This window comes from Tistrella arctica, from assembly GCF_039630945.1.
GTDB lineage: Bacteria > Pseudomonadota > Alphaproteobacteria > Tistrellales > Tistrellaceae > Tistrella > Tistrella bauzanensis.
Window position 1 is genome coordinate 202,046 of record NZ_JBBKTV010000004.1, and the last position, 20,389, is coordinate 222,434.

Annotated in this window: 20 protein-coding genes; 3 read left to right on the forward strand and 17 right to left on the reverse strand. The window is 67.0% G+C overall.

Features of this window, described 5'->3' with window-relative positions; translation table 11 throughout:
• Nucleotides 1–95: 95 nt before the first annotated feature.
• Entirely contained in the window at nucleotides 96–509 is a 414-nt protein-coding gene (locus tag WG924_RS10530; protein WP_345932985.1) for a winged helix-turn-helix transcriptional regulator, read from the forward strand.
• Here WG924_RS10530 and WG924_RS10535 read toward each other — a convergent pair.
• The 3 genes from WG924_RS10535 to WG924_RS10545 all read right to left on the reverse strand — a co-directional run bounded on the left by WG924_RS10535 (nucleotide 506) and on the right by WG924_RS10545 (nucleotide 3,076).
• Nucleotides 506–1,396 carry an SDR family oxidoreductase gene (locus WG924_RS10535; protein ID WP_345932986.1) on the reverse strand — a complete coding sequence of 297 codons (891 nt, stop codon included), beginning with the start codon at nucleotides 1,394–1,396 and terminating at the stop codon, nucleotides 506–508. The two genes, WG924_RS10530 and WG924_RS10535, sit on opposite strands and share 4 nt — an antisense overlap.
• Nucleotides 1,397–1,475: 79 nt before the next feature.
• Entirely contained in the window at nucleotides 1,476–2,471 is a 996-nt protein-coding gene (locus WG924_RS10540; protein ID WP_345932987.1) for a zinc-binding alcohol dehydrogenase family protein, read from the reverse strand.
• Nucleotides 2,468–3,076 carry an NADPH-dependent F420 reductase gene (locus WG924_RS10545; protein WP_345932988.1) on the reverse strand — a complete coding sequence of 203 codons (609 nt, stop codon included), beginning with the start codon at nucleotides 3,074–3,076 and terminating at the stop codon, nucleotides 2,468–2,470. Before WG924_RS10545 ends, WG924_RS10540 begins: the two co-directional genes overlap by 4 nt.
• A gap of 151 nt (nucleotides 3,077–3,227) precedes the next feature.
• Here WG924_RS10545 and WG924_RS10550 point away from each other — a divergent pair, with 151 nt between their 5' ends.
• Nucleotides 3,228–3,629, forward strand: a complete 402-nt coding sequence (locus tag WG924_RS10550) for a winged helix-turn-helix transcriptional regulator (protein ID WP_345932989.1) — start codon at nucleotides 3,228–3,230, stop codon at nucleotides 3,627–3,629.
• A 73-nt stretch (nucleotides 3,630–3,702) separates the two neighbouring features.
• Here the strand turns inward: WG924_RS10550 and WG924_RS10555 are convergent, their stop codons facing one another.
• The 5 genes from WG924_RS10555 to WG924_RS10575 are packed head-to-tail and all read right to left on the reverse strand — an operon-like array spanning nucleotide 3,703 to nucleotide 8,721.
• Nucleotides 3,703–5,310, reverse strand: a complete 1,608-nt coding sequence (locus WG924_RS10555; RefSeq protein ID WP_345932990.1) for an acyl-CoA carboxylase subunit beta — start codon at nucleotides 5,308–5,310, stop codon at nucleotides 3,703–3,705.
• Between the two features lie 7 nt (nucleotides 5,311–5,317).
• A complete protein-coding gene (locus WG924_RS10560; protein WP_345932991.1) occupies nucleotides 5,318–5,842 on the reverse strand; it encodes an acyl-CoA carboxylase biotin carboxyl carrier protein subunit in 525 nt (174 codons plus the stop codon).
• A gap of 11 nt (nucleotides 5,843–5,853) precedes the next feature.
• Nucleotides 5,854–7,320: an acetyl-CoA carboxylase biotin carboxylase subunit gene (locus WG924_RS10565; RefSeq protein ID WP_345932992.1), complete on the reverse strand. Its 1,467-nt coding sequence runs from the start codon at nucleotides 7,318–7,320 to the stop codon at nucleotides 5,854–5,856.
• 13 nt (nucleotides 7,321–7,333) lie between these two features.
• Complete coding sequence (locus WG924_RS10570; RefSeq protein WP_345932993.1) at nucleotides 7,334–8,230, reverse strand: HpcH/HpaI aldolase/citrate lyase family protein; 897 nt, start codon at nucleotides 8,228–8,230, stop codon at nucleotides 7,334–7,336.
• On the reverse strand, nucleotides 8,227–8,721 hold the full coding sequence (locus WG924_RS10575; RefSeq protein ID WP_345932994.1) for a MaoC family dehydratase: 495 nt from the start codon (nucleotides 8,719–8,721) through the stop codon (nucleotides 8,227–8,229). The genes WG924_RS10570 and WG924_RS10575 overlap by 4 nt, the downstream gene beginning before the upstream one ends.
• Nucleotides 8,722–8,903: 182 nt before the next feature.
• Here WG924_RS10575 and WG924_RS10580 point away from each other — a divergent pair, with 182 nt between their 5' ends.
• Nucleotides 8,904–9,758 (forward strand): SDR family oxidoreductase, encoded by an 855-nt coding sequence (locus WG924_RS10580; protein ID WP_345932995.1) that lies wholly within the window; start codon nucleotides 8,904–8,906, stop codon nucleotides 9,756–9,758.
• Nucleotides 9,759–9,802: 44 nt separating this feature from the next.
• Here the strand turns inward: WG924_RS10580 and WG924_RS10585 are convergent, their stop codons facing one another.
• The 9 genes from WG924_RS10585 to WG924_RS10625 all read right to left on the reverse strand — a co-directional run bounded on the left by WG924_RS10585 (nucleotide 9,803) and on the right by WG924_RS10625 (nucleotide 20,380).
• Nucleotides 9,803–11,008 (reverse strand): acyl-CoA dehydrogenase family protein, encoded by a 1,206-nt coding sequence (locus tag WG924_RS10585; RefSeq protein ID WP_345932996.1) that lies wholly within the window; start codon nucleotides 11,006–11,008, stop codon nucleotides 9,803–9,805.
• Nucleotides 11,009–11,066: 58 nt separating this feature from the next.
• Nucleotides 11,067–12,293 (reverse strand): phenylacetate--CoA ligase family protein, encoded by a 1,227-nt coding sequence (locus WG924_RS10590; RefSeq protein ID WP_345932997.1) that lies wholly within the window; start codon nucleotides 12,291–12,293, stop codon nucleotides 11,067–11,069.
• A gap of 19 nt (nucleotides 12,294–12,312) precedes the next feature.
• Nucleotides 12,313–13,104, reverse strand: coding sequence for an ABC transporter ATP-binding protein (locus WG924_RS10595; protein WP_345932998.1), 792 nt, complete (start codon nucleotides 13,102–13,104; stop codon nucleotides 12,313–12,315).
• Between the two features lie 5 nt (nucleotides 13,105–13,109).
• Nucleotides 13,110–14,378: an ABC transporter substrate-binding protein gene (locus tag WG924_RS10600; protein ID WP_345932999.1), complete on the reverse strand. Its 1,269-nt coding sequence runs from the start codon at nucleotides 14,376–14,378 to the stop codon at nucleotides 13,110–13,112.
• A 59-nt stretch (nucleotides 14,379–14,437) separates the two neighbouring features.
• Nucleotides 14,438–15,511: a branched-chain amino acid ABC transporter permease gene (locus WG924_RS10605; RefSeq protein WP_345933000.1), complete on the reverse strand. Its 1,074-nt coding sequence runs from the start codon at nucleotides 15,509–15,511 to the stop codon at nucleotides 14,438–14,440.
• Nucleotides 15,512–15,516: 5 nt separating this feature from the next.
• A complete protein-coding gene (locus tag WG924_RS10610) occupies nucleotides 15,517–16,404 on the reverse strand; it encodes a branched-chain amino acid ABC transporter permease (protein WP_345933001.1) in 888 nt (295 codons plus the stop codon).
• Between the two features lie 3 nt (nucleotides 16,405–16,407).
• Nucleotides 16,408–18,300 (reverse strand): AMP-binding protein, encoded by a 1,893-nt coding sequence (locus tag WG924_RS10615; RefSeq protein WP_345933002.1) that lies wholly within the window; start codon nucleotides 18,298–18,300, stop codon nucleotides 16,408–16,410.
• A 109-nt stretch (nucleotides 18,301–18,409) separates the two neighbouring features.
• Entirely contained in the window at nucleotides 18,410–19,234 is an 825-nt protein-coding gene (locus WG924_RS10620) for an ABC transporter ATP-binding protein (RefSeq protein ID WP_345933246.1), read from the reverse strand.
• Between the two features lie 414 nt (nucleotides 19,235–19,648).
• Nucleotides 19,649–20,380: a TetR/AcrR family transcriptional regulator gene (locus WG924_RS10625; protein WP_345933003.1), complete on the reverse strand. Its 732-nt coding sequence runs from the start codon at nucleotides 20,378–20,380 to the stop codon at nucleotides 19,649–19,651.
• Nucleotides 20,381–20,389: the final 9 nt, after the last annotated feature.

The window sequence follows — 20,389 nt, forward strand, 5'->3', positions numbered from 1 at the left end:
TCCTTTTCGTAACCATTGAAGGTTACGAAATGGCACTGCTATAAAAACCGCGCAAGACGGCACATTTTTGTGTGCCGGTTACAAAGAGGTGCCTCATGGAAAAGTCGATCCACGGTCGGCCATACATCGAGACGAAGAAGGGGCCGGTCCTCACGCCCTGCGCGCCAAACGGTGTTCTCGCGAGGCTCGGCGACAAATGGACGATTCTCGTAATGAGCATCCTCGCACTGGAGCCCGCCAGAGCGCTGCGGTTCTCCGAGATCAGGAACGGGATACCGAGCATTTCACAGCGCATGCTCACCCTCACGCTCCGCAACCTGGAGCGCGATGGACTGGTGACACGCCATTACTTCGCCGAGGTTCCGCCGCGCGTCGAATACGAGCTGACGCCGATGGGCAGAACGATGCTGCCGGCGCTTGAAGGTTTTACCGGTTGGATCAGGGACAACTGGCGGGCCATCGAGCAATCCCGCCAGCGGTTCGATGCGGCTGGAAGCGATGAGATTTAAGGTTCGCGATCATGTTGGGGTGCTGCATAGCTGGCGCGCAGGAACGCCGTCGGCGTTGTCGGCTTGCGACCGAGGAGTGTCTCCAGATCGCCGGTCTGGCCGTCCCACTCGCCAGCGTTGATGCCATGTGCCCATGCCAGCACGAAGCCGGCAGCCGGCTCGGGCAGCCCCGCTGCCATGAGATGGGCGATGTAGTCCTGATCCGAGACGGCATTGAACGGCACCGGCTTGCCGCTGATGTCCGACAGACTCTGTGCGACATCCGCGAAGGACACGGCCGGACCGCCATACAGCGCGTAGGCCTTGTTCTCATGTCCGGCTTCGCTCAGCACAACGGCATGCGCTTCTGCCAGCTCATCACGGAGGGCATAGCCCGCCTTGCCCGCCCCGGCCGGCACAACGACACCCGTCACCAGGGGATTGCCACCGACATAAGAGACGACCGTGTCAAGAAATGGCGGATGACGGACCAGCGTGTAGATCAGGCCGGAGGCCTTCAACCGTTCCTCGACGAAGCGGTCTTCATCGGTGACCTGCGGCAAGCTGAAGGCGGAACCCGCCTTGTGGATGACCGGCATGAAGACGATGTGCTCGACCCCCGCCTGTTTTGCCGCGCCAATGACGTTCTGATGCTGGGTATTGCGATCGGTAAAAGCCGTGGCGGATACGAGCATGACCTTCTCGATACCCTGGAAGGCGCGCACCAACCCCTCGTCGTCGAGGTAGTCGCCCTGGCGAATCTCGATCCCGTCGGCGGCAAGGTCCGCCGCCTTGGCCGGATCGCGGGCAAGGCCGACAAGATCACGGGCAGGCAGGCGCTTCAGAAGATGTCGGAGGGTCATGCGGCCAATATTGCCGGTTGCGCCGGTGACGAGGATCCGGGCCATGGATGTCCCTTTCGGTCTATGAGTTGGTACGGCGCCGTTGTGCCGCGGCCCTTGTTCATTGCGGGCAGACGATGACCGGTCAGGCGACGATCACGATCTTTCCGATCGTTCGTCTGCTTTCGAGCATTTCGTGCGCCGTTTTCATGTTCCGGGCGGTCAGGCCGTCGAGCCGGGTCGTCACGATCGGGCGCAGTCCACCCGAGACGACGCGATCGGCGATCTCAGCGAGGATTTTGCCCTGACTGGCCGGATTGAAGCCGCTGATCACCTTCGCGAACACCATTTCGGTGTGAATGGATATCGATTTCGACACGATCGGACTTGCGTCGAAGGGCGGTGCGATATCCACCGCCGACAGATGCCCGAAGGGCCGCAGCAGCCTGGCGATCCAGCTCAGGTTTCCCGCGGTTCCGGCGGTCGACAACACCATATCCACCTGGTCTATGCCGGCGGCGCCGAGTTGAGCGATCACGTCCCGGCTGTGATCGACGACCAGGTCGGCCCCCATCACCTTGCACCACGCCGTCGATTCCGGACGTGAGGCGGTCGCGATGACGAACGCGCCTGTCCTGGCTTTCAGCAACTGGATCGCCATGGAACCCACACCGCCGGCGCCACCGACGACGAGCACACGGTCAACCCCGGCCGGCAGCGTATCGCGATCGCGGAACATCGCCTCCCATGCCGTCAGGCCACCGATGGGCAAAGAGGCGGCATCGACGACGGAAAGCCGATCGGGGATCCTGGCTGCGACACGATGATCGACGGCAAGGTGTTCGCCCCAGCAGCCATCGCGGGTAACGTCGCCGGTGCCCATCACGCGGTCGCCGACAGCGAAACCCTTTGCCGTCGAACCGACCTGGATCACCACCCCGGCGAATTCCCAGCCCAGAACCACGCGCCCGCCGGGTTCGGCGCTGCGCACGCTCCTGATATAAGCCTCGCCGGGATTGACGCCGACGGCGCGGATGTCGACCAAAAGATCTGCATCGCGCAGCGTCGGTTCGGCGACGTCCCGCTCTTGAATACTGAAGGCGTCGAGAGCGTGCGCCGTCTGGTAAGCAAGCGCCTTCACAGCACGAACCGATCAACCAGGGTCAGGTTGAGACCCGCCAAGGGGCCACCGAGCTGCTGCTGCCTGCCGCCGATCGCGAGTGTACCGAGATCGACGACGGCAAAGCCGACCTGCTCAAGCACGTCGCCCAGCGCAGTCTTCGCCCCGGCATCGTCGCCGGAGATGAAGAGGACGGTTCTTGGTTTATCGGGCGATGCGTCGTCGATCCACTGCATCGGGATGGTGTTGAACGCCTTGACCACCCTGGCACCCACCGCCTGATCGGCAACGATCTCGCTGGATGTGGGCCCTGAGAGGTCGCCGAGATCGCGCGGATTGTTGCGGTCGATCCGGTTGGTGGCGTCGATCAGAATACGGCCCGACCAGTCCGGGATCGACGCGAGCGCCTTTGGGACATTGACCCAATCGACGCTCAAAACGACGACGTCCTGATCGGCTGCCTGTTGCGGCGTGCCGGCGGTCGCACCCGGACCAAGGCTGCCTGCGACATCCGCCAGCGTGTCGGGCCCGCGGCTGTTGCTGAGCAACACCTCGTGGCCGAATGGCAGTAGATGGCGGGCAATGGTCTGCGCGACCATGCCTGCGCCGATGAATCCGAACGTCATGGATATCTCCTGTAGATCTGGATCCCGCAGCGTTGGCTCGACGATCATCGACTGCCTCGCGCGTCGACATCGTCATCCGATCCAGTTAAGACAGGGCAGACTTTCGTTCCAGTACTGACTATTTAGTATGTGTCTGAATCAGGAGATCAAAATGACCACGACGGATTTCCGCTGCGGCCTGGAAGCGGTTCTGGCCATCCTTGGCGGCAAGTGGAAACCGCTTATCATTTATCACCTGGCCAGCGGGCCCAGGCGGACCGGCCAGCTCCGCAAGCTCGTGACCAATGTGAGCGAAAAAATGCTGATCCAGCACCTCAAGGAACTGGCGGATGATGGCGTCATTCGCCGCATTGATTTCCAGACGGTGCCACCGCATGTCGAATACGAGCTGACCGACTTTGGTCGAAGCCTGGTCCAGGTTCTAGCACCGCTCTGCGAATGGGGAACCCATCACAACGCCGAGATCGCGATGATCGTGCAAAACCGAGAACACGCAGCGACGAAGGCTGAGAACATCTCAACCCGACCCGATGCTTCCACCTGGTCGGGTTGAGATGCTCGATAAACCAACAGTTTTTTAGAGGTATTCTGTGCACCACCCCGATCCGGGATGATGGCGCCGCCGGTCAGAAGCGGAACACGCCATAGCCCTGCCGGTCCATCGGCGCCTGTGCCGCCGCCGCCAGGGCGATGCCCAGGGCGTTGCGGGTGTCGACCGGGTCGAGCATGCCGTCATCCCAGATCTCGGATGTCGAATGCCACGACGAGGTCTGCGCCTCGTAGTCGCGCTGGGTGGCGACGCGGACCGCGTCGAGCAGCGCCGGATCGGGTGCAGCACCATTGCGGGCCATCTGCCGCGCCTTCACATCGGCCAGGGTCCGGCCGGCCTGATCGCCGCCCATCACCCCGATCTGATGGCCGGGCCACGAGAACAGGAAGCGGGCATCATAGGCCCGGCCGCACATGCCGTAATTGCCGGCACCGAAGGATGCGTTGCACATGACGGTCAGCTTGGGCACATGGCTGCAGCTCTGCGCCATGATCATCTTGGCGCCATCCTTGGTGATGCCGGCGGCTTCATAGTCGCGCCCGACCATATAGCCGGTGATGTTCTGCAGAAACAGCAGCGGCGTGTCGTTCTGATTGCACAATTCCATGAAATGCGCGGCCTTCAGGGTGCTGTCATTGAACAGCACGCCGTTATTGGCCAGGATGCCGACCCGATAGCCCCACAGATTGGCGAAACCCGCGACCAGGGTGGCGCCATAGGCCGGCTGATATTCGTGAAACCGGCTGCCATCGACCATCCGCGCGATCACCTCGCGCATGTCGAAGCCCTTCTTGATGTCGTCGGGCAGAATGCCGTAGAGCTCGTCGGGGTCATAGGCCGGGGCTTCGGGCGCATCGACCGGGGCGATCCACTTCCGCGGCAGATCCCATTGCGCCACGATCTCGCGGCCGATGGCGATGGCCTCGGTCTCGGTCGCCGCCGGATAATCGCAGGTGCCGCTGGTGCGGGTGTGCAGGTCGCAGCCGCCCAGATCCTCCACCCCCACCACCTCGCCGGTGGCCGCCTTCACCAGCGGCGGCCCGGCCAGGAACACCGCGCCCGTGCCCCGGACGATGACGTTGTAATCGCTCAAGGCCGGCACATAGGCGCCGCCGGCGGTGCAATGGCCGAACACGATCGCCAATTGCTTGACGCCCATCCGGCTGAGAATCGCCTGATTGCGGAAGATACGGCCGGCCATGTGCTTGTCGGGGAACAGCTCGGACTGGCGGGGCAGAAAGCCGCCGGCGCTGTCGCAGAGATGCACCACCGGCAGGCGGTTCTCGATCGCGATATCCAGCGCCCGCACGATCTTCTTGATGGTCAGCGGATACCAGGCGCCGCCCTTGATGGAGCTGTCATCGGCATGGATCATCACCTCGCGGCCGGAAATGACCCCGATGCCGGTGATGCTGCTGGCGCCCGGCGCCTCGCCGTCATAGGCAAGCCCGGCCGCCAGCGTCGACAGTTCCAGAAACGGGGTGCCGGGGTCGAGCAGCCGTTCCAGCCGTTCACGCGGCAGCATCTTGCCCTGGCGTTCCAGCCTGCGGATATCGGCCTCCGGCCGGTCGTGGCGCGCGGCGCGCTGGCGTTCGCGCAGCTCGGCCACCAGGGCGCGGTTGCGGGCATAGCGCCGGCGGAATTCCTCCGACTGGCCGTCGATCGCGGATCTGATGAAGCTCATCGCCGGGTCATCCTTCGCACAGGGTATCGGCCGGTGCCAGCGACACCAGCACGTCGCCACGGCCGAACGCGGTATCGGCCGGCGCGTGCAGCCGGGCGATGGCACCGTCACGCGGGGCAATGATCGTCGTCTGAAGCTTCATGCTCTCGATGGTCAGCAGCGCGTCGCCCCGCGCCACCACATCGCCGGCACCGCAATGCACCGCCACCACGATGCCCGGCATCTCGGCGCACAGATCGTCGCCGCCGGCGCCGGCACCCGCCGCATCACCGCGCCCGTCATCGACGGTCACGTGATGGGTGCGGCCATCGATGCGCAGAAACACGTCGTCGCCCGCGACATGGCGCCAGCCGCGATATACCCGGCCATCCACGGTGATGGCGAAGCGGCCGGAACCTGGGCCAGTCGGCCCCTCGGCATCGGGCCCGGATATCTCGTGCACCGCGCCGTCGACGGCAAGGCGCAGCACCGGGCGGCGGGCGGCGATGTCCAGGCGGACATCCCGGCCGTCGATCGACAGATGAAATTCCATGGGGGATTGCCTCAATTGCGCCAGCCGCCGATCGATGCGTGCGGGTCGGGCGTGTCGTGGATCAGACGGCGCAGCACCGGATGGCCAAGGGCGGCGGCGGCAACCGCCGGCGCCGGGTCCGGCGCGCCGCCGGCCAGCGTGGCCGCATGGGTCTCAAGGAAGCCGGTATCCACCGCGCCGGCGATGAACGCCGGATGACGCAGAATCCGCGCCAGATGATCGATATTGGTGGCGATGCCCAGAATGGCCGTCTGGTCCAGCGCCGCCGCCAGTGCCGCCGCCGCCGCCGCGCGGGTCTCGGCCAGGATGATGATCTTGGCCAGCATGCTGTCGAAGGCCACCGTCACCTCCTGGCCCTGCGCGATGCCGCCGTCGAAGCGCAGGCCCGGCGCGCGCGGCACATCCAGCAGCCCGATCCGGCCCACCGCCGGACGGAAGCCGGCCTCGGGCTCCTCGGCGCAGATCCGGCATTCGATGGCATGGCCGCGGGCCACGATGTCGGCCTGGGTCAGCCGCAAGCCCTCACCCGCCGCGATCCGGATCTGCTCCGCCACCAGATCCAGCCCCAGCACCATCTCGGTCACCGGATGCTCGACCTGAAGCCGGGTGTTCATTTCCAGGAAATAGAACGCCCCGTCCGGCGCCAGCACGAATTCCACCGTGCCGGCATTGCGATAGCGCGCGGCCGAGGCCAGATCGACCGCCGCGGCGCAGATCGCCTGCCGCAAACCCGGGTCCAACCCCGGTGCCGGGGTTTCCTCGACGATCTTCTGATGCCGGCGCTGGATCGAGCAGTCGCGCTCGCCCAGATGCACCACCTGACCGGTGCCGTCGCCCAGCACCTGAACCTCGATATGGCGCGGCCGCTCGATCAGCCGTTCGGCATAGATCCGGTCATCGCCGAAATAGCGCAGCGCCTCGCCGGCGGCGACACGGGCGCTGTCGGCCAGTTCGCCCGCATGGCGCACGATCTTCATGCCCTTGCCGCCACCGCCGGCCGATGCCTTGATCAGCATCGGAAAGCCGACATCGCGGGCGGCCGCATCAAGGAAGCCCGCGACATCATCCTCGCGGATCACGCTGGGGGCGACCGGCACGCCGGCCTGGCGGGCGAAGTCACGCGAACGGATCTTGTCGCCCATCAGGCGCATGACCTCGGCATCGGGGCCGATGAAGGCGATGCCGGCCGCCTCGGCCCGCTCGGCGAAGCCCGCATCCTCGGACACGAAGCCATAGCCCGGATGCACGGCATCGGCACCGGCGGCGAGGCAGGCCTCGATGATCAGCGCCTTGTCGAGATAGGCGGCGGCGGGGGTTGGGCCGGTGATCTCCACCGCCCGGTCGGCCATCGCCACATGGGGGGCATTGCGGTCGATATGGTGAAAGATCGCGACGCCCTCGATCCCCATGGTCTTCAGCGTCCGCAGGATACGGCAGGCGATTTCACCGCGATTGGCGACCAGAACCGTTCTGAACATGATGTCTTTGACCCTATTCTGCGGAGCGGGCGGCCGCGCGGGCCAGCAGGGCCTGTGCCTGCACCAGATGCGGCCGGTCGAGCATCCGGCCGTCGAGCCCAACGGTGCCGGCACCATCGGCAGATGCAAATGCGGCAACGATACGCTCTGCGGTTGCGATTGTGGCCGCATCGGGGGTGAAGGCCGCGTTGATCGGCCCGACCTGATCGGGATGGATGGCGATCTTGGCGCGGAACCCGGCATGGGCGGCGGCGCGGGCCGATACGGCCAGCCCCGCGCCATCCTTGTAATCGGCCCACAGCGTGTCGACCGGGTCGACCCCGGCGGCGGTGGCCGCCAGCAGGCACAGATGCCGGACGGTCAGATAGAGCGGATCGAGCCCGCCGCCGGCATCGCGGTTCGACACCGCCCCCAGCGCCGCCGACAGATCCTCGGCCCCCCAGGTCATCGCCGCCAGCCGCGGGATCGCCGGGCCGGCATAGCTGCCAAGCGTCAGCACGGCGGCCGGGGTTTCGGTCGCCACCGACAGGATGCGGGTGGCGCCATGATCGATGCCGAACGCCGCCTCGAACGCGTCCAGATGATGGCCCAGCCGGATCACGTCATCACGGCCCGCCGCCTTGGGCAGCATGATACCGGCCGGCCGGCCGGGCATCACCGCGGCCAGATCGGCCAGCGCCGAGCCCTGGCCATCGGTCAACGGGTTGATCCGCACCCAGAGCCGTGGCCCATCGGCGGCGGCGTGATCCTCCAGCACATCGCGCAACGCCGCCCGCGCCATGGGCTTGCGGTCGGCCGCCACCGAATCCTCAAGATCCAGGATCAGCGCGTCGGCGCCGGAGGTCAGTCCGCGCGCGATCTTGCGCGGCGCATCGGCCGGCACGAACAGATAAGACCGGGCGCCGCTCATGCGCCCGCATCCCCCGGCTCTCCGCCGGTCGCGGCATCGGCCGGCATCTTGCGCTTCATCAGCGCATAGCGGTGACAGGTCGCGACCATCTCGTCCTTCTGATTGAAGCATTTGTGCTCGAACACCACCACGCCGGCATCGGGGCGCGACCGGCTGTCGCGCAGCTCGACAACCTCGGTGGTGCTGCGCAGCGTGTCGCCGATATGGACCGGCTTGGGGAACTTCACCCCCTCCATGCCCAGATTGGCGACCGTGGTGCCAAGGGTGGTATCGCCGACCGACACCCCCAGCATCAGGCCGAAGGTATAGATGCTGTTCACCAGGATGCGGCCGAACTCGGTGCCCTTGCAGAACTCGGCATCCAGATGCAGCGGCTGCGGGTTATGGGTCAGCGTCGTGATCAGCAGGTTGTCGGTCTCGGTGACCGTGCGGGTGATGGCGTGCTCGAAGCGCTGGCCGACGCGGAATTCCTCGAAATGCAGTCCGGACATGGGCGGAAGTGTCCTTGGAAGCGGCCAGGGCGCGATGCGCCGGGCCGTAAAGTGAGTGACATTTACTTTATGGCTGCCGTTGCCATCGGTCAATGATGTTCAACCGACATAAAACTGCGTATTATCTGGCATGTTCCAATTATGAACATGATTCGCTTTTACCCCCATACGGAGACCAGACAATGACCGATACCGCGTCACCATCCCGTCATGTCGCACCCGGCCCGTTGGCCGGACAGCATTTCGCACCCGGCCTGCTGGCCGGAAAGACGGCGCTGGTCTCCGGCGCCGGCAGCGGGCTGGGCCGGGCGATCGCCATCGCCATGGCGCGGGCCGGCGCCGATCTGGTGATCTGCGGCCGCAGACCCGAGCCGCTGGAGGCGACCGCCACCAGCCTGCGCGAGCTGGGCGCCAGAGTGCTGACCCACCCGATGACAATCCGCGATCCCGATCAGGTCGCCGGGCTGTTCGTCGCCGCCACAGGCTTCGGCGGCATCGACATTCTGGTCAACAATGCCGGCGGCCAGTTTCCGCAGGCCGCGATCGACATGTCGCCCAAGGGCTGGAACGCGGTGATCGACACCAATCTGAACGGAAGCTGGTACATGATGCAGGCGGCGGCCCGTGCCTGGCGCGATGCGGCGAGGCCCGGGTCGATCGTGTCCATCACCGCCCCGATCTGGCGCGGCATGCCCGGCGTCGCCCATACCTGTGCGGCACGCGCCGGCGTGGTGTATCTGTCGAAGACGCTGGCGGTGGAATGGGCACCGCTCGCCATCCGGGTGAACTGCATCGCCGCCGGCGTGATCGACAGCGAGGGCATGCGGGCCTATACGCCCGAGGTGCAGCGCGCCTTCGACCGCTCCAACCCGATGATGCGCAAAGGCCGGGTCGACGAGGTCGCCGATGCCTGCCTGTTCCTGGCCGGACCCACCGCCGGCTATATCACCGGCGAGGTGCTGAACGTCGATGGCGGCCAGCAGATGTGGGGCGAGCTGTGGACCAACGGCCGCCCCGACTATTTCGCCGGTGACTGACCAGACGCCGGCGCGCGGCGGCACCGGGCCATCCCGGTGCCGCGTCAGTCCTTCAGCAATTCGCCGCTGATGATCAGCTTGCGGATTTCGGTGGTGCCGGCGCCGATCTCCAGCAGCTTCGATGCCCGGTACAGGCGGTTGATCTCGGTTTCGCGCATATAGCCGGCGCCGCCGAAGATCTGCACCGCCTCGTTCATCACCCGGCTGCATCCCTCGGCCGCATACAGGATGGCGGCGGCGGTCAGCTTGTGGATGTCGCCGCGCCCGCCCTGGTCGTGCTCCAGGCCATTGGCCTGCTCCAGCACCCGATAGCAGAAGCTGCGCATGGTTTCGACCGTCACATACATCTCGGCGAGCTTGGCCTGGATCATCTGGAAATCGCCGATCCGGCGGCCGAACTGCTCGCGGGTGCGGGCATAGTCCAGCGCCAGATCGAAGGCGCGCTCGGCCATGCCCAGATTGATCATCGCGACCACGATCCGCTCAAGATCCAGGCCGCTCATCACCACGGCGACGCCCTCGTTCTCGACACCGACCATGTTTGCGGCGGGCACCCGGCACTCGTCGAACACCAGTTCCGCCGTGGTGCTGCCACGGAAGCCCATCTTGTCCAGCTTCTGCGCCACGCTGAAGCCGGGGGTGCCGGCCTCGACCACGAAGGCCGAAATCCCCTTGGCGCCGCGCTCGGGCGCCGTCTTGGCATAGACCAGAACCAGATCGGCGACCGGGCCATTGGTGATATAGAGCTTGGTGCCGTTCAGAATGTAGTCGTCGCCATCCCGCCGCGCGGTGGTGCGCATCGAGCCCAGAGCATCCGATCCGGCCCCCGGCTCGGTCAGGCCCAGCGCGCCGATGGCGGTGCCGGCGCACAGGCCGGGCACGAAGCGCGCGCGCACGTCGTCATTGCCGTTGCGCAGAATGTTGTTCAGGCACAGGTTCTCGTGCGCCACATAGCTCAACGACACCGCATGGTTCCAGCGCCCCAGCGCCTGGGCGATCAACCCTGATGCGAACAGGTCGCTGTCGGCGCCGCCAAGTTCGCCCGGCGCGGTGACGCCCAGAAAGCCCATCTCGCCCAGCCGGGGCATCACCTGCGGCGGCCACCATTCCTCGTCGTCCATCCGCTGTTGCAGCGGATGCAGTTCCTTGCGCGCGAAACGGTCGGCGTGGTCCAGGATCTCCTGGCGGTCCGCCGACAGGGTCCAGCCGGATGGCTCGATCCGGTTGGGAAGGGTCTCGATTGCCGTCACGTCCGCATCCTCCCTGAATGCATGAATTGTCTCGCGCGCCCCGGCCCGCTGGCCGGGCTCACGCGCGCGTATCCTCGATCAGCCGGCCGTCATCGGGCAGTCGCCCCACAGCCACCAGCCGCACCTCGCCCTTCAGCCGGGTCAGCGCCGCCAGATCGGCGGCGATCGCCTCGGCGGAAATCTCGTCGCCCGCACCAGCCTCGATCAGCAGGGTCATGCTGTCGCGGCCGTCGTCATGGCCGATCACCAGCCGGCCGCGCGTCACCGCCGGATGCCGGGCCAGCACGCCCGCCACCTGCATCGGATAGACGAACTGCCCCTTCACCTTGGTGCCGTCATCGGCCCGGCCCAGCCAGCCACGGATGCGCATGGCCCCATCTCGTAGCGGCACCTGGGCCGGCACCTGGGCCGGCAGCACCTCGGCGCTCAGATCGCCGGTCGCGAACCGGATCAGCGGCCAGTCGGGGTCAAGCCTGGTCACCACCACCTCGCCCACAGCGCCCGGCGCCACCGGATCGCCGGTGCCGGGGGTCAGGATCTCGACGATCAGGCGCGAATTGACCAGCATGTCGGGCGACCGCAGGCCGTCGCTCAACGTCTCATGCGCGATCATGCCGATCTCGGCGGTGCCATAGCACTGGATCGCCGCCACGCCGAACCCCGCGATCTCCGCCGCCATCGCCGGTGGAAACGCCTCGCCCGACACCAGGGCGTGGCGGAACGGCAGGGGTGTGCCGGCGGCGGCGGCGCTGCGCAGCAGATGCAGCAGGAAGGACGGCGTGCCGGTATACCCGGCGGGTTTCAGATGCAGGGCGGCGGCGATCTGCGCCTCGGTATTGCCGATACCGGCGGGGAACACCGCGCAGCCCAGCGCCCAGGCGCCGGCCTCCATCGCCGCACCCGCCGGTGTCAGATGATAGGAAAAGGCGTTGTGCACGATGTCGCCGGCACGGAACCCGGCCGCTGCCAACGCCGCCGCCATGCCCCAGTGATCGCCGGCGCCGCGCGGCTCGGCCTCGTGGATGCCACCGGGGGATGCGAAGACGCGGGCATGTTCGCCCGGCGCCCGGACATTGATGCCGGCAAAGGGCGGCCGGGCCGCCTGCAATCCCGCCAGGGCGGATTTGCGCAACACCGGCAGGGTCGCCAGCCCCGCACGATCGGTGATGCGGTCTGGATCGATGCCGGCCAGTGTCCCGGCATAATGCGGTGTCGTCAGTGCGGCGCGCAGCAGCGCCGGCAGGCCGTCGCCCTGAAACCCGGTCATGTCATGAAATCCGGTCATGTCCATTCCCACCCGCCCCTCAACTCAGCCAGCGCTTGCGCCGGCGGTAATGCTTCACCCGGGCATAGTCGACAGGCTCGGCGCCACCGCCCAGATAGAATTCGCGGATGTCGGGGTTGTCGCGCAGGGCCTGTGCGGCACCGCTCATCACCACCCGGCCGTTCTCGATCAGATAGCCATGGGCGGCGATGGCCAGTGCCGCATCGGCGTTCTGTTCCACCAGCAGCACGCCGACGCCGCTATCGGCGGCGACGCCGGCGATGATCGCGAAGATCTCGTCGACCAGATGCGGCGCCAGCCCCAGGCTGGGCTCGTCGAGCATGATCAGCGACGGTCCGGTCATCAGCGCCCGGCCGATCGCCAGCATCTGCTGCTCGCCGCCCGACAGATAGCCGGCCTGCGCCCGCGCGCGCTGTTTCAGGCGCGGGAACCGCTCCATCACCTCATCCACCCGGGCCGCGACCGCCCGGCGGTCGCGGTGCATAGTGGTGGCGGCCATCAGGTTCTCGACCGGCGTCAGATGCCCGAACACGCGCCGGCCCTCCAGCACATGCACGATGCCCAGCCGCACCCGCTCGGCGGGCGGCAGGCTGGTGATGTCCCGGCCGCGGAAGGTCAGCGTGCCCTTGGTCACCAGACCGCGTTCGGGCTTCAACAGCCCGCTCACCGATTTCAGGGTCGTGCTCTTGCCGGCGCCGTTGGCCCCGAGCAGGGCGATAATGCCCTGCTCGGGAACCTCCAGCGACACGCCCGACACCGCCATGAACACGCGGTCATAGACCACCTCGACATTGCTCAGGCTGAGCAGCATCCGTGTCACTCCCCGGTCTTGCGGTACTTTTCCGACTCGGCCCGCACCATCTTCCACACCAGATCCTGATGCGCCGAGAACCAGTCGGTCTTGGCCACCCAGCGCGTGCCGTCCCAGGCGACGATCCGCCCGGCACCGCCGCCCTGATGATCCTCACGGGTCAGCGTGGTCGGCGGCAGCAGGCCCTCGGCATTGAAATCGGTGATGCTGCGGATGCCGATGTTCAGCCGCTCGGCGGTCAGCGGCAGGGTCGGGTCGGCCTCAAGCGCCAGACGCGCGCCTTCGACCACCATCGCCATCATGCCGACGCCCATGTTGTAATAGGCGGTGCCGACCTTGGCCTCGGGGCCGGCGCCCTTGCCCTTGGCCACCACCTCGGACAGGATGTCGGCGATGATCTTCGGCTCGCGGCCGCTGGCCACGGCCTCGAATTTCAGCACGCCCTTCGCCTGTTCGCGGCCCACGATCTCGGCATCGGATTCCGACAGCCAGACACCGGTTGCCAGCCGGTCGCGGGGGATGCCGTTGCGCACCGCTTCACGCAGCGCCACGGTCTGGCCGACACCGCCGCCCCAGATGACCGTCCAGTCGGGCTGGAACCGCCGGACCTGGGTCCAGACCGCCGACTGCTCGCTGCCGGGCGAGGCATAGGGGAAGGTGCCGAGTTCGAAGCCGTTCTCTTCCGCCAGCGCGTTCAGCACCGGCAGCGGTTCGCGGCCGAAGGGCGAGTCGATATAGACATAGGCGAGCTTGCGGCCCTTCAGCCCGCCCTCGGTCGCCGTGTTCATGTACGACACCACCGCCGCCGCCTGCGACCAGTACATCGGCGACATCGGGATCACATAGGGGAAGGTGCTGCCGTCGGCGGCATCGCTGCGGCCGCTGAAGGTGGTCAGCAGGTTCAGATGATCGGCCATCGCCCGGGGCACCAGCGCCCGCGACACCGGCGTCGACAGCGCGTCGATGGTCAGCGCGCCCTGCTGCTTCAGCCGCTCATAGGCCTCGATGCCGCGCTGCGGCTGGTTGCCATGGTCCAGAACCAGCGCCTGGAAGGTGACCCCACCGATGCCGCCGCGGCTGTTGACCAGCGCCAGATAGTCGCGCTGGCCCTGATTGTATTCCGACGTCACGAAGGTGTAGACGGCGGTGAAATCCTGCGGCATGCCGAATTTGACCACCGCGTCGTCATTGGCGGCGGCGCTGCCCGTGGCCGCCGCCGATGCCGCAAGGACCGCCGCGAAGGCGAGTCCTGCCGCACGACCCAGAATACCCATGTCGCTTCTCCCCAGAGATCGTGTTCTTTTTCGTGCGTGGAACCGGCCCGCCGCCGCCATCAGCCAAGATGGCGGAACGGCCAGACCAGGATATACTTGCGGATGTTGTCGTAGATCTTGGCCAGGCCCAGCGGCTCGATCAGCAGGAAGCCGATGATCAGCGCGCCATAGACCGCGAGCGGGATATGCGCGATCAGTTCCTGCGAGATGGCGAGATCGCCGGCACGGACGAGGGCGACCAGCCCGGTGTTCAGCAGCAGCGGCGCCGCGAAGATGAAGGCGGCGCCAAGCATGCTGCCCATCACGCTGCCGAGCCCGCCCACGATCACCATCGCCACCAGTTGGATCGAGACGTCCAGATGGAACTGTTCGGGCGTGATCGCGCGGTAATAACAGAAGGCGAGCACCGCGCCGGCCACGCCGCCGATGAACGAACTGGTCCAGAAGGCCGACAGCTTGTAGCGGAAGCTGTTCACGCCGATGACCTCGGCCGCGTAATCCTTGTCGCGGATGGTGGCGAGCGCGCGGCCATAGCCGGTGCGCGACACGTTCAGCAGGAAGGATGCCACCACCACGCACACCGCCAGCGCCACCCAATAGCGCCCGGCATCGCTGTCCACCGGCACAAGGCCCAGCAGGGTCACCGGCGGCGCCTGAAGCGTCGCCTGGCTGCCGCCGCTGATCGCCGGAACATGGGCGATGCCGAAATCGACGATGTACTGCATGGCCAGCGTCGAGATCGCCAGATACAGGCCCTTGACCCTGAGGGCGGCCGCGCCGAACACGCTGCCGATCAGCGCCGCCGCCAGACCGCCGCCCAGCACCGCCAGTTCGAACGGCACCCCCGCCCGGCCCAGATGCACCGAGGCATAGGCGCCGATCGCCATCACCGCCGCATAGCCCAGATGGATCTGGCCGGCGCCGCCCATCAGCAGGTTCAGCCCCATGGCCGCCGTGGCCCAGATCACCATCGGCAAAGCCCAGGCGGTGAGATAGAGCGGCCCCAGCCACAGCGGCACCGTGATGGCCACCACCATCACCACGGCCAGCATCCGGCGATCGAAGGCCAGCGGCCAGAGTTTGCGGTCGGCCACATAGCTGGTGTGGCGGACCCCTGCCCGACGATAGAACATCGGCCTCAGACCCTTTCGATATGGATGCGGCCGAACAGGCCGTAGGGGCGGACCAGCACGGTCAGCAGAATGATCACCGCGGCCACGATGTCGCGGGTGCCGCCGCCAACCACGGGGTCGAGCAGCCCCGCGACCAGGCTTTCGGCGATGCCGACCAGCAGCCCCGCCACCAGCAGCCCCGGCACGCTGTCGAGCCCGCCCAGGATCGCCACCGCCAGCCCCTTGACCAGAAACAGCGACAATGTCCAGTCAACGCCCTGAACCGAGCCCCACAGGATGCCGGCCGATGCGGCGGTGACCCCGGAAATCCCCCAGGCCAGGGCGATCGCATGTTCGACCCGGATGCCCACCGACCATGCGGCGATCTGGTCGTCCGACACCGCCCGCAGCACGATGCCGTGCAGCGTGCCGAAGAACAGCACCGACAGCCCGATCAGCACCAGCGACACCACCCCGCCGACCAGATAGGCGGTGTTGATCAGCATCGGCCCCAGAAAGATCGGATCCTGGCCGATCCCCAGATCCAGGCGCTTGACGTCGGCGCCCCAGATGCCCGGCACCACGCCGCGCAACATGATCTCGATGCCCAGCGTCACCATGATGATCATGATCGGCGCCTCGCCGGCCATGCGTCGCAGCACCACCCGCTCCAGCGCCACGCCCAGACCGAACATCACAACCAGCACCAGTGGAATGGCAAGCCATGCGGGCAGGCCGGCATCGGTCGCCAGCGCCCAGGCGACATAGCCGCCCACCATGGCAAGTGCGCCCTGCGACAGATTGGCGACGCCGGATGCCTTGTAGATCAAGACGATGCCCAGACCCACCAGGGCATAGAACAGGCCGACCAGAGCGCCGTTGAGCGCGAGTTCGCCGGCAAAGGCCATATCCATCGGTCAGCGCGCCTCCCGCAGCATGATCCGGCGGCTGGTCATCGCACGCGCGCCGGTCTCATAGGTGATCTCGATATCCAGGGTGGTGGCGTCTCCGGGGCCGTACAGCGCCTCGATCAGCGCGCCATAGCGGCCCTCGATCAGCCCGCGACGCAGCTTGCGGGTGCGGGTGATCTCGCCGTCATCGGCATCGAAATCCTTGTGCAGATTGGCGAAGCGGCGGACACGCTCACCCTCGGGCAGCACGCCATTGGTGCGCGCCACCGCCTCGCCCACCAGATCCAGCACCTTCGGGTGCTGCGACAGGTCGGCATAGGATGTCCAGGTGACGCCATGGCGCTGCGCCCACTGGCCCACCGCCGCCTCGTCGATGCAGATCAGCGCCGCCAGATGCGGCCGCCCGTCGCCGAACACCGCCGCATTGCGGATATAGGGGCTGAATTTCAGCCGGTTCTCGACATGGCCGGCAATGAAGCGCGCGCCGCCGGTGGTGTGGCGGACATCGCCCATCCGGCCCAGCACCACCAGCTCGCCGCCGGGGTCGAGATGCCCGGCATCGCCGGTGCGCAGCCAGCGCCGACCGTCGTCGTCGTCGACCAGCGTGTCGTCGCCGGTCGCGGCCGCGCCCTGATAGCCGCTGAACACCGATCCGGCGCTGATCAGAACCTCGCCCTCGGCCGATATCCTGACAGCCACCCCCGGCAGCGGCCGGCCGACACTGTGCGGCATGGCCTCGCCGCCGGTCTGGCAGACCACCAGCGCGCAGCTTTCGGTCTGGCCATAGAACTGGCGGAGGTCGATGCCCAGGGCGCGGAAGAACACATAGGTGTCCTCGCCGATCGCCTCGCCGCCGGTATAGGCGCGGGCGGCGCGCGACAGGCCCAGATGATCCTTGATCGGACCATAGATCACCGGCTCGCCGACCGCGCGCAGCATCCGCCGCATCATGCCCGGCCGGCGGCCGGCCAGGCGGTCGCGCTCCATGCCGGTCGCCAGCGCCATGAAGCGCTGATAGACCGCGCGCTTGAACGCGGTGCTTTCCTCCATGCCCACCTGCACCCGGGTCAGCATCAGATCCCAGGCGCGCGGCGCCGCCAGATACAGGGTCGGCGCCACTTCGCGCAGATCGCGGGCCACGGTTTCCTGGCGTTCGGGAATGTTGACCACGAAGCGCTGCGCCATGGCGCCGGCGATGCTGAACACGAAATCGCCCACCCAGGCCATCGGCAGATAGGCGATGTGTTCGTCGCCCGTGCGGAAGCAGCCGCCTTCGGCCGCCGCCGCCGCCGCCGCCAGCGCCTGGCCATGGCGGATCGGGATGCCCTTGGGCGCGCCGGTGGTGCCCGATGAATGCAGCAGAACCGCGATGTCATCGGCGCCGGCCCGGCCCATGATGTCGTCCAGAAGCCCCGGTTCGGCCGCCAGCCGCGCCCGGCCGCGCGCCGCCAGATCGGCCAGCGCCACCAGCCCCGGCTCGTCATAGCCGGCGATACCGCGCGGATCGTCATAGATGATCGTCGCGGGCAGGCCCGATGTGGCGCGCAGCGCCAGCAGCTTGTCGGTCTGTTCCTGATCCTCGGCCAGCGCGAAGCGCGGCTGCGCGATGCGGGTGAAGTGCACCAGCTCCTCGGGCGGCACGTCGGGGAATACGGGTGACGAGAACCCGCCCAGCGCCATGGCCGCGACCGATCCGAAATACAGCGCCGCCCGGTTGTCGCCCAGCACCGCCAGGGCATCGCCCTGCCGGAAGCCCAGCGCGTCGAGCCCGGCCGCGATCGCCGCCACCCGGTCGCGATAATCGCGCCAGTCATAGGTCTGCCAGATGCCCAGCGCGCGTTCGCGCAGCGCCGGCCGATCGCCATGATCGCGGGCATTCGCCGCCAGGATCGTCAGCACGCTGGTTCCGCGCCCGGTATCCGGTGGCGCGAGCGGGCCGGCCTGCGGCTGCGCCGCCCGATCCGTCGCGGGCGCAGCCCGCCGTCCGCCATGGGGTTCTGCCAACCTCTCAGGCCGCACGGGTCCGCCCCTTCCCCAGATAGGCCGCGACCACCGCCGGCTCGGCGATCACCGCATGGGGGTCGCCCTCGGCGATCGGCTCGCCATAGCTCAGCACCAGCAGGCGGTCGCACAGGGCGGTCACCACGTCCATGTGATGCTCGATCAGCAGCACCGCGGCGCCAAAGGCGTCGCGGGCGTCCAGGATGAAACGGGCCATGTATTCCTTCTCTTCCTGGTTCATGCCGGCCATCGGTTCGTCCAGCACCAGCAGGCGGGGCTCGGCGGCCAGCGCCCGCGCCAGCTCCACACGCTTCTGCAACCCCAGCGGGATCACCTCCACGGCCATGTCGCGGACATCCTGCAATTGCAGGAAGTCGATGATGTCCTCGACATGGCGGCGGTGGCGGATCTCGGCCGGCCGCGCCCAGACCGGATAGAACAGCGATTTCAGCGCGCCGGGCCGCATGTGGATGTGCCGACCGACCAGAATGTTGTCGAGCACGCTCATGCCCCGGAACAGCGCCAGATTCTGGAAGGTGCGGGCGATGCCCAGCCGCGCGATACGGTGCGGCTTCAAGCCCTTCAGGTCGCGGCCGTCGAACATGACCCGGCCGGCATCCGGCGGATAGAAGCCGGTGATGGCATTGACCATGGTGGTCTTGCCGCTGCCATTCGGCCCGACCAGCCCAAAGATCTGGCCGGGGCTGATCGCGATCGACACGGATTTCAACGCCTTCAGCCCGCCGAACGACCGGTCGATGCGGTCGCAGACCAGCAGAGGCGGCGCGCCGGTTCGCGACCGCGCGGCCGCATCGGACGGGTTGGTGGACATGGCGGGGCCTGCGTCGGCGCGCGGCGGATCAGCCGGGCCGGCGGCCTCGCGAACGAGGGTCGGTGCGGTCATCGGATTGGGGGGCCTTCTTCAGCGGCCGTATCGGCGGATGGCCATGCGCATCATGGCGCGGCGTGATCACGGACTTCGCGGGCGTCGCTGCCCCGGCCGAAGTCATCTCCCTGTCTGCGCGCCGGTTCTGCATGTCTTGTCGTCCGGCGACATGCTTAGTGAACGTCACTCACTTTTATGAGTCAATGCAAAATGACGACTGCGGGCGCATCATCCGCATGCCGGAGCAATTATCCGGAATGAGAGACAATATACTGCAATGCACGCAGAATTTCCGCAGCGCACCACAGCGATGGCCGGATTCACCTCCGGCGCCATGCGGACATTGTCAGTAAATATGGCTCACTTATGCGTCGACTGCGCCTCGATCCGGGCGATCGCCGCCTCCAGACGGTCCAGCAGGCCAGAGGCAGGGTCGGGCTCGGCGGCGGCAGGCGGCGCCATGCCGCGCACCAGGGCGTCGGTCAATGCATCGGCAATGGCGGGCACGTCGATGCGGCCGCGACCGCTCATGGCGCGCCACGCCACATGTTCCAGGGTGCCGAACACCAGATAGCGCACCAGCCGCACGGGGAAATCGGCCCGCACCTCGCCCCGCGTGATCGCATCCTGCACGATGGCCTGGGTGATGCCGGTATAACGGCGGTTCACGTCCAGAATGATGGACTCGAAATAATCGTCATGACTGCGGGCTTCACGCAGGAATACTTTCGATATGCCCGCGTTCGTCAGCAGATTCTGAAGATGGAAGCCGAAAATATAGCGCAGTTTTTCATGAAATCCGGTGATATGCGGCAGATTCGCTTCTATTTCGGCGATCAGGCCATCGTAATAGCGGACAAGAACCTGTCCGAGCAGATCCTTCTTGCTGTCGAAATGCTTGTAGATCGTGCCTTCGGCGATGCCCACCCGGCGCGCGATCTCGGAAATCGACGCCCCCTCATAGCCACGCTCGGCAAACACGTCATGGGCGGTTTCCAGGATGGTGCGCGTCCGGGCCAGGGTTTTCGGCCGCACGCTGCGCTTGCGCGGCTCGGGCGCATCGGCGCTGGTCTCGGGGCTGGTCTCGGTCATCTTGGGCAA

Coding starts and splice junctions, on each gene's coding strand:
- WG924_RS10530 (WP_345932985.1), top strand. CDS start 96: ATGGAAAAGTCGATCCACGGTCGGCCATACATCGAGACGAAGAAGGGG.
- WG924_RS10535 (WP_345932986.1), bottom strand. CDS start 1,396: ATGGCCCGGATCCTCGTCACCGGCGCAACCGGCAATATTGGCCGCATG.
- WG924_RS10545 (WP_345932988.1), bottom strand. CDS start 3,076: ATGACGTTCGGATTCATCGGCGCAGGCATGGTCGCGCAGACCATTGCC.
- WG924_RS10550 (WP_345932989.1), top strand. CDS start 3,228: ATGACCACGACGGATTTCCGCTGCGGCCTGGAAGCGGTTCTGGCCATC.
- WG924_RS10555 (WP_345932990.1), bottom strand. CDS start 5,310: ATGAGCTTCATCAGATCCGCGATCGACGGCCAGTCGGAGGAATTCCGC.
- WG924_RS10560 (WP_345932991.1), bottom strand. CDS start 5,842: ATGGAATTTCATCTGTCGATCGACGGCCGGGATGTCCGCCTGGACATC.
- WG924_RS10565 (WP_345932992.1), bottom strand. CDS start 7,320: ATGTTCAGAACGGTTCTGGTCGCCAATCGCGGTGAAATCGCCTGCCGT.
- WG924_RS10570 (WP_345932993.1), bottom strand. CDS start 8,230: ATGAGCGGCGCCCGGTCTTATCTGTTCGTGCCGGCCGATGCGCCGCGC.
- WG924_RS10575 (WP_345932994.1), bottom strand. CDS start 8,721: ATGTCCGGACTGCATTTCGAGGAATTCCGCGTCGGCCAGCGCTTCGAG.
- WG924_RS10580 (WP_345932995.1), top strand. CDS start 8,904: ATGACCGATACCGCGTCACCATCCCGTCATGTCGCACCCGGCCCGTTG.
- WG924_RS10590 (WP_345932997.1), bottom strand. CDS start 12,293: ATGACCGGATTTCATGACATGACCGGGTTTCAGGGCGACGGCCTGCCG.
- WG924_RS10595 (WP_345932998.1), bottom strand. CDS start 13,104: ATGCTGCTCAGCCTGAGCAATGTCGAGGTGGTCTATGACCGCGTGTTC.
- WG924_RS10600 (WP_345932999.1), bottom strand. CDS start 14,378: ATGGGTATTCTGGGTCGTGCGGCAGGACTCGCCTTCGCGGCGGTCCTT.
- WG924_RS10605 (WP_345933000.1), bottom strand. CDS start 15,511: ATGTTCTATCGTCGGGCAGGGGTCCGCCACACCAGCTATGTGGCCGAC.
- WG924_RS10610 (WP_345933001.1), bottom strand. CDS start 16,404: ATGGATATGGCCTTTGCCGGCGAACTCGCGCTCAACGGCGCTCTGGTC.
- WG924_RS10620 (WP_345933246.1), bottom strand. CDS start 19,234: ATGTCCACCAACCCGTCCGATGCGGCCGCGCGGTCGCGAACCGGCGCG.
- WG924_RS10625 (WP_345933003.1), bottom strand. CDS start 20,380: ATGACCGAGACCAGCCCCGAGACCAGCGCCGATGCGCCCGAGCCGCGC.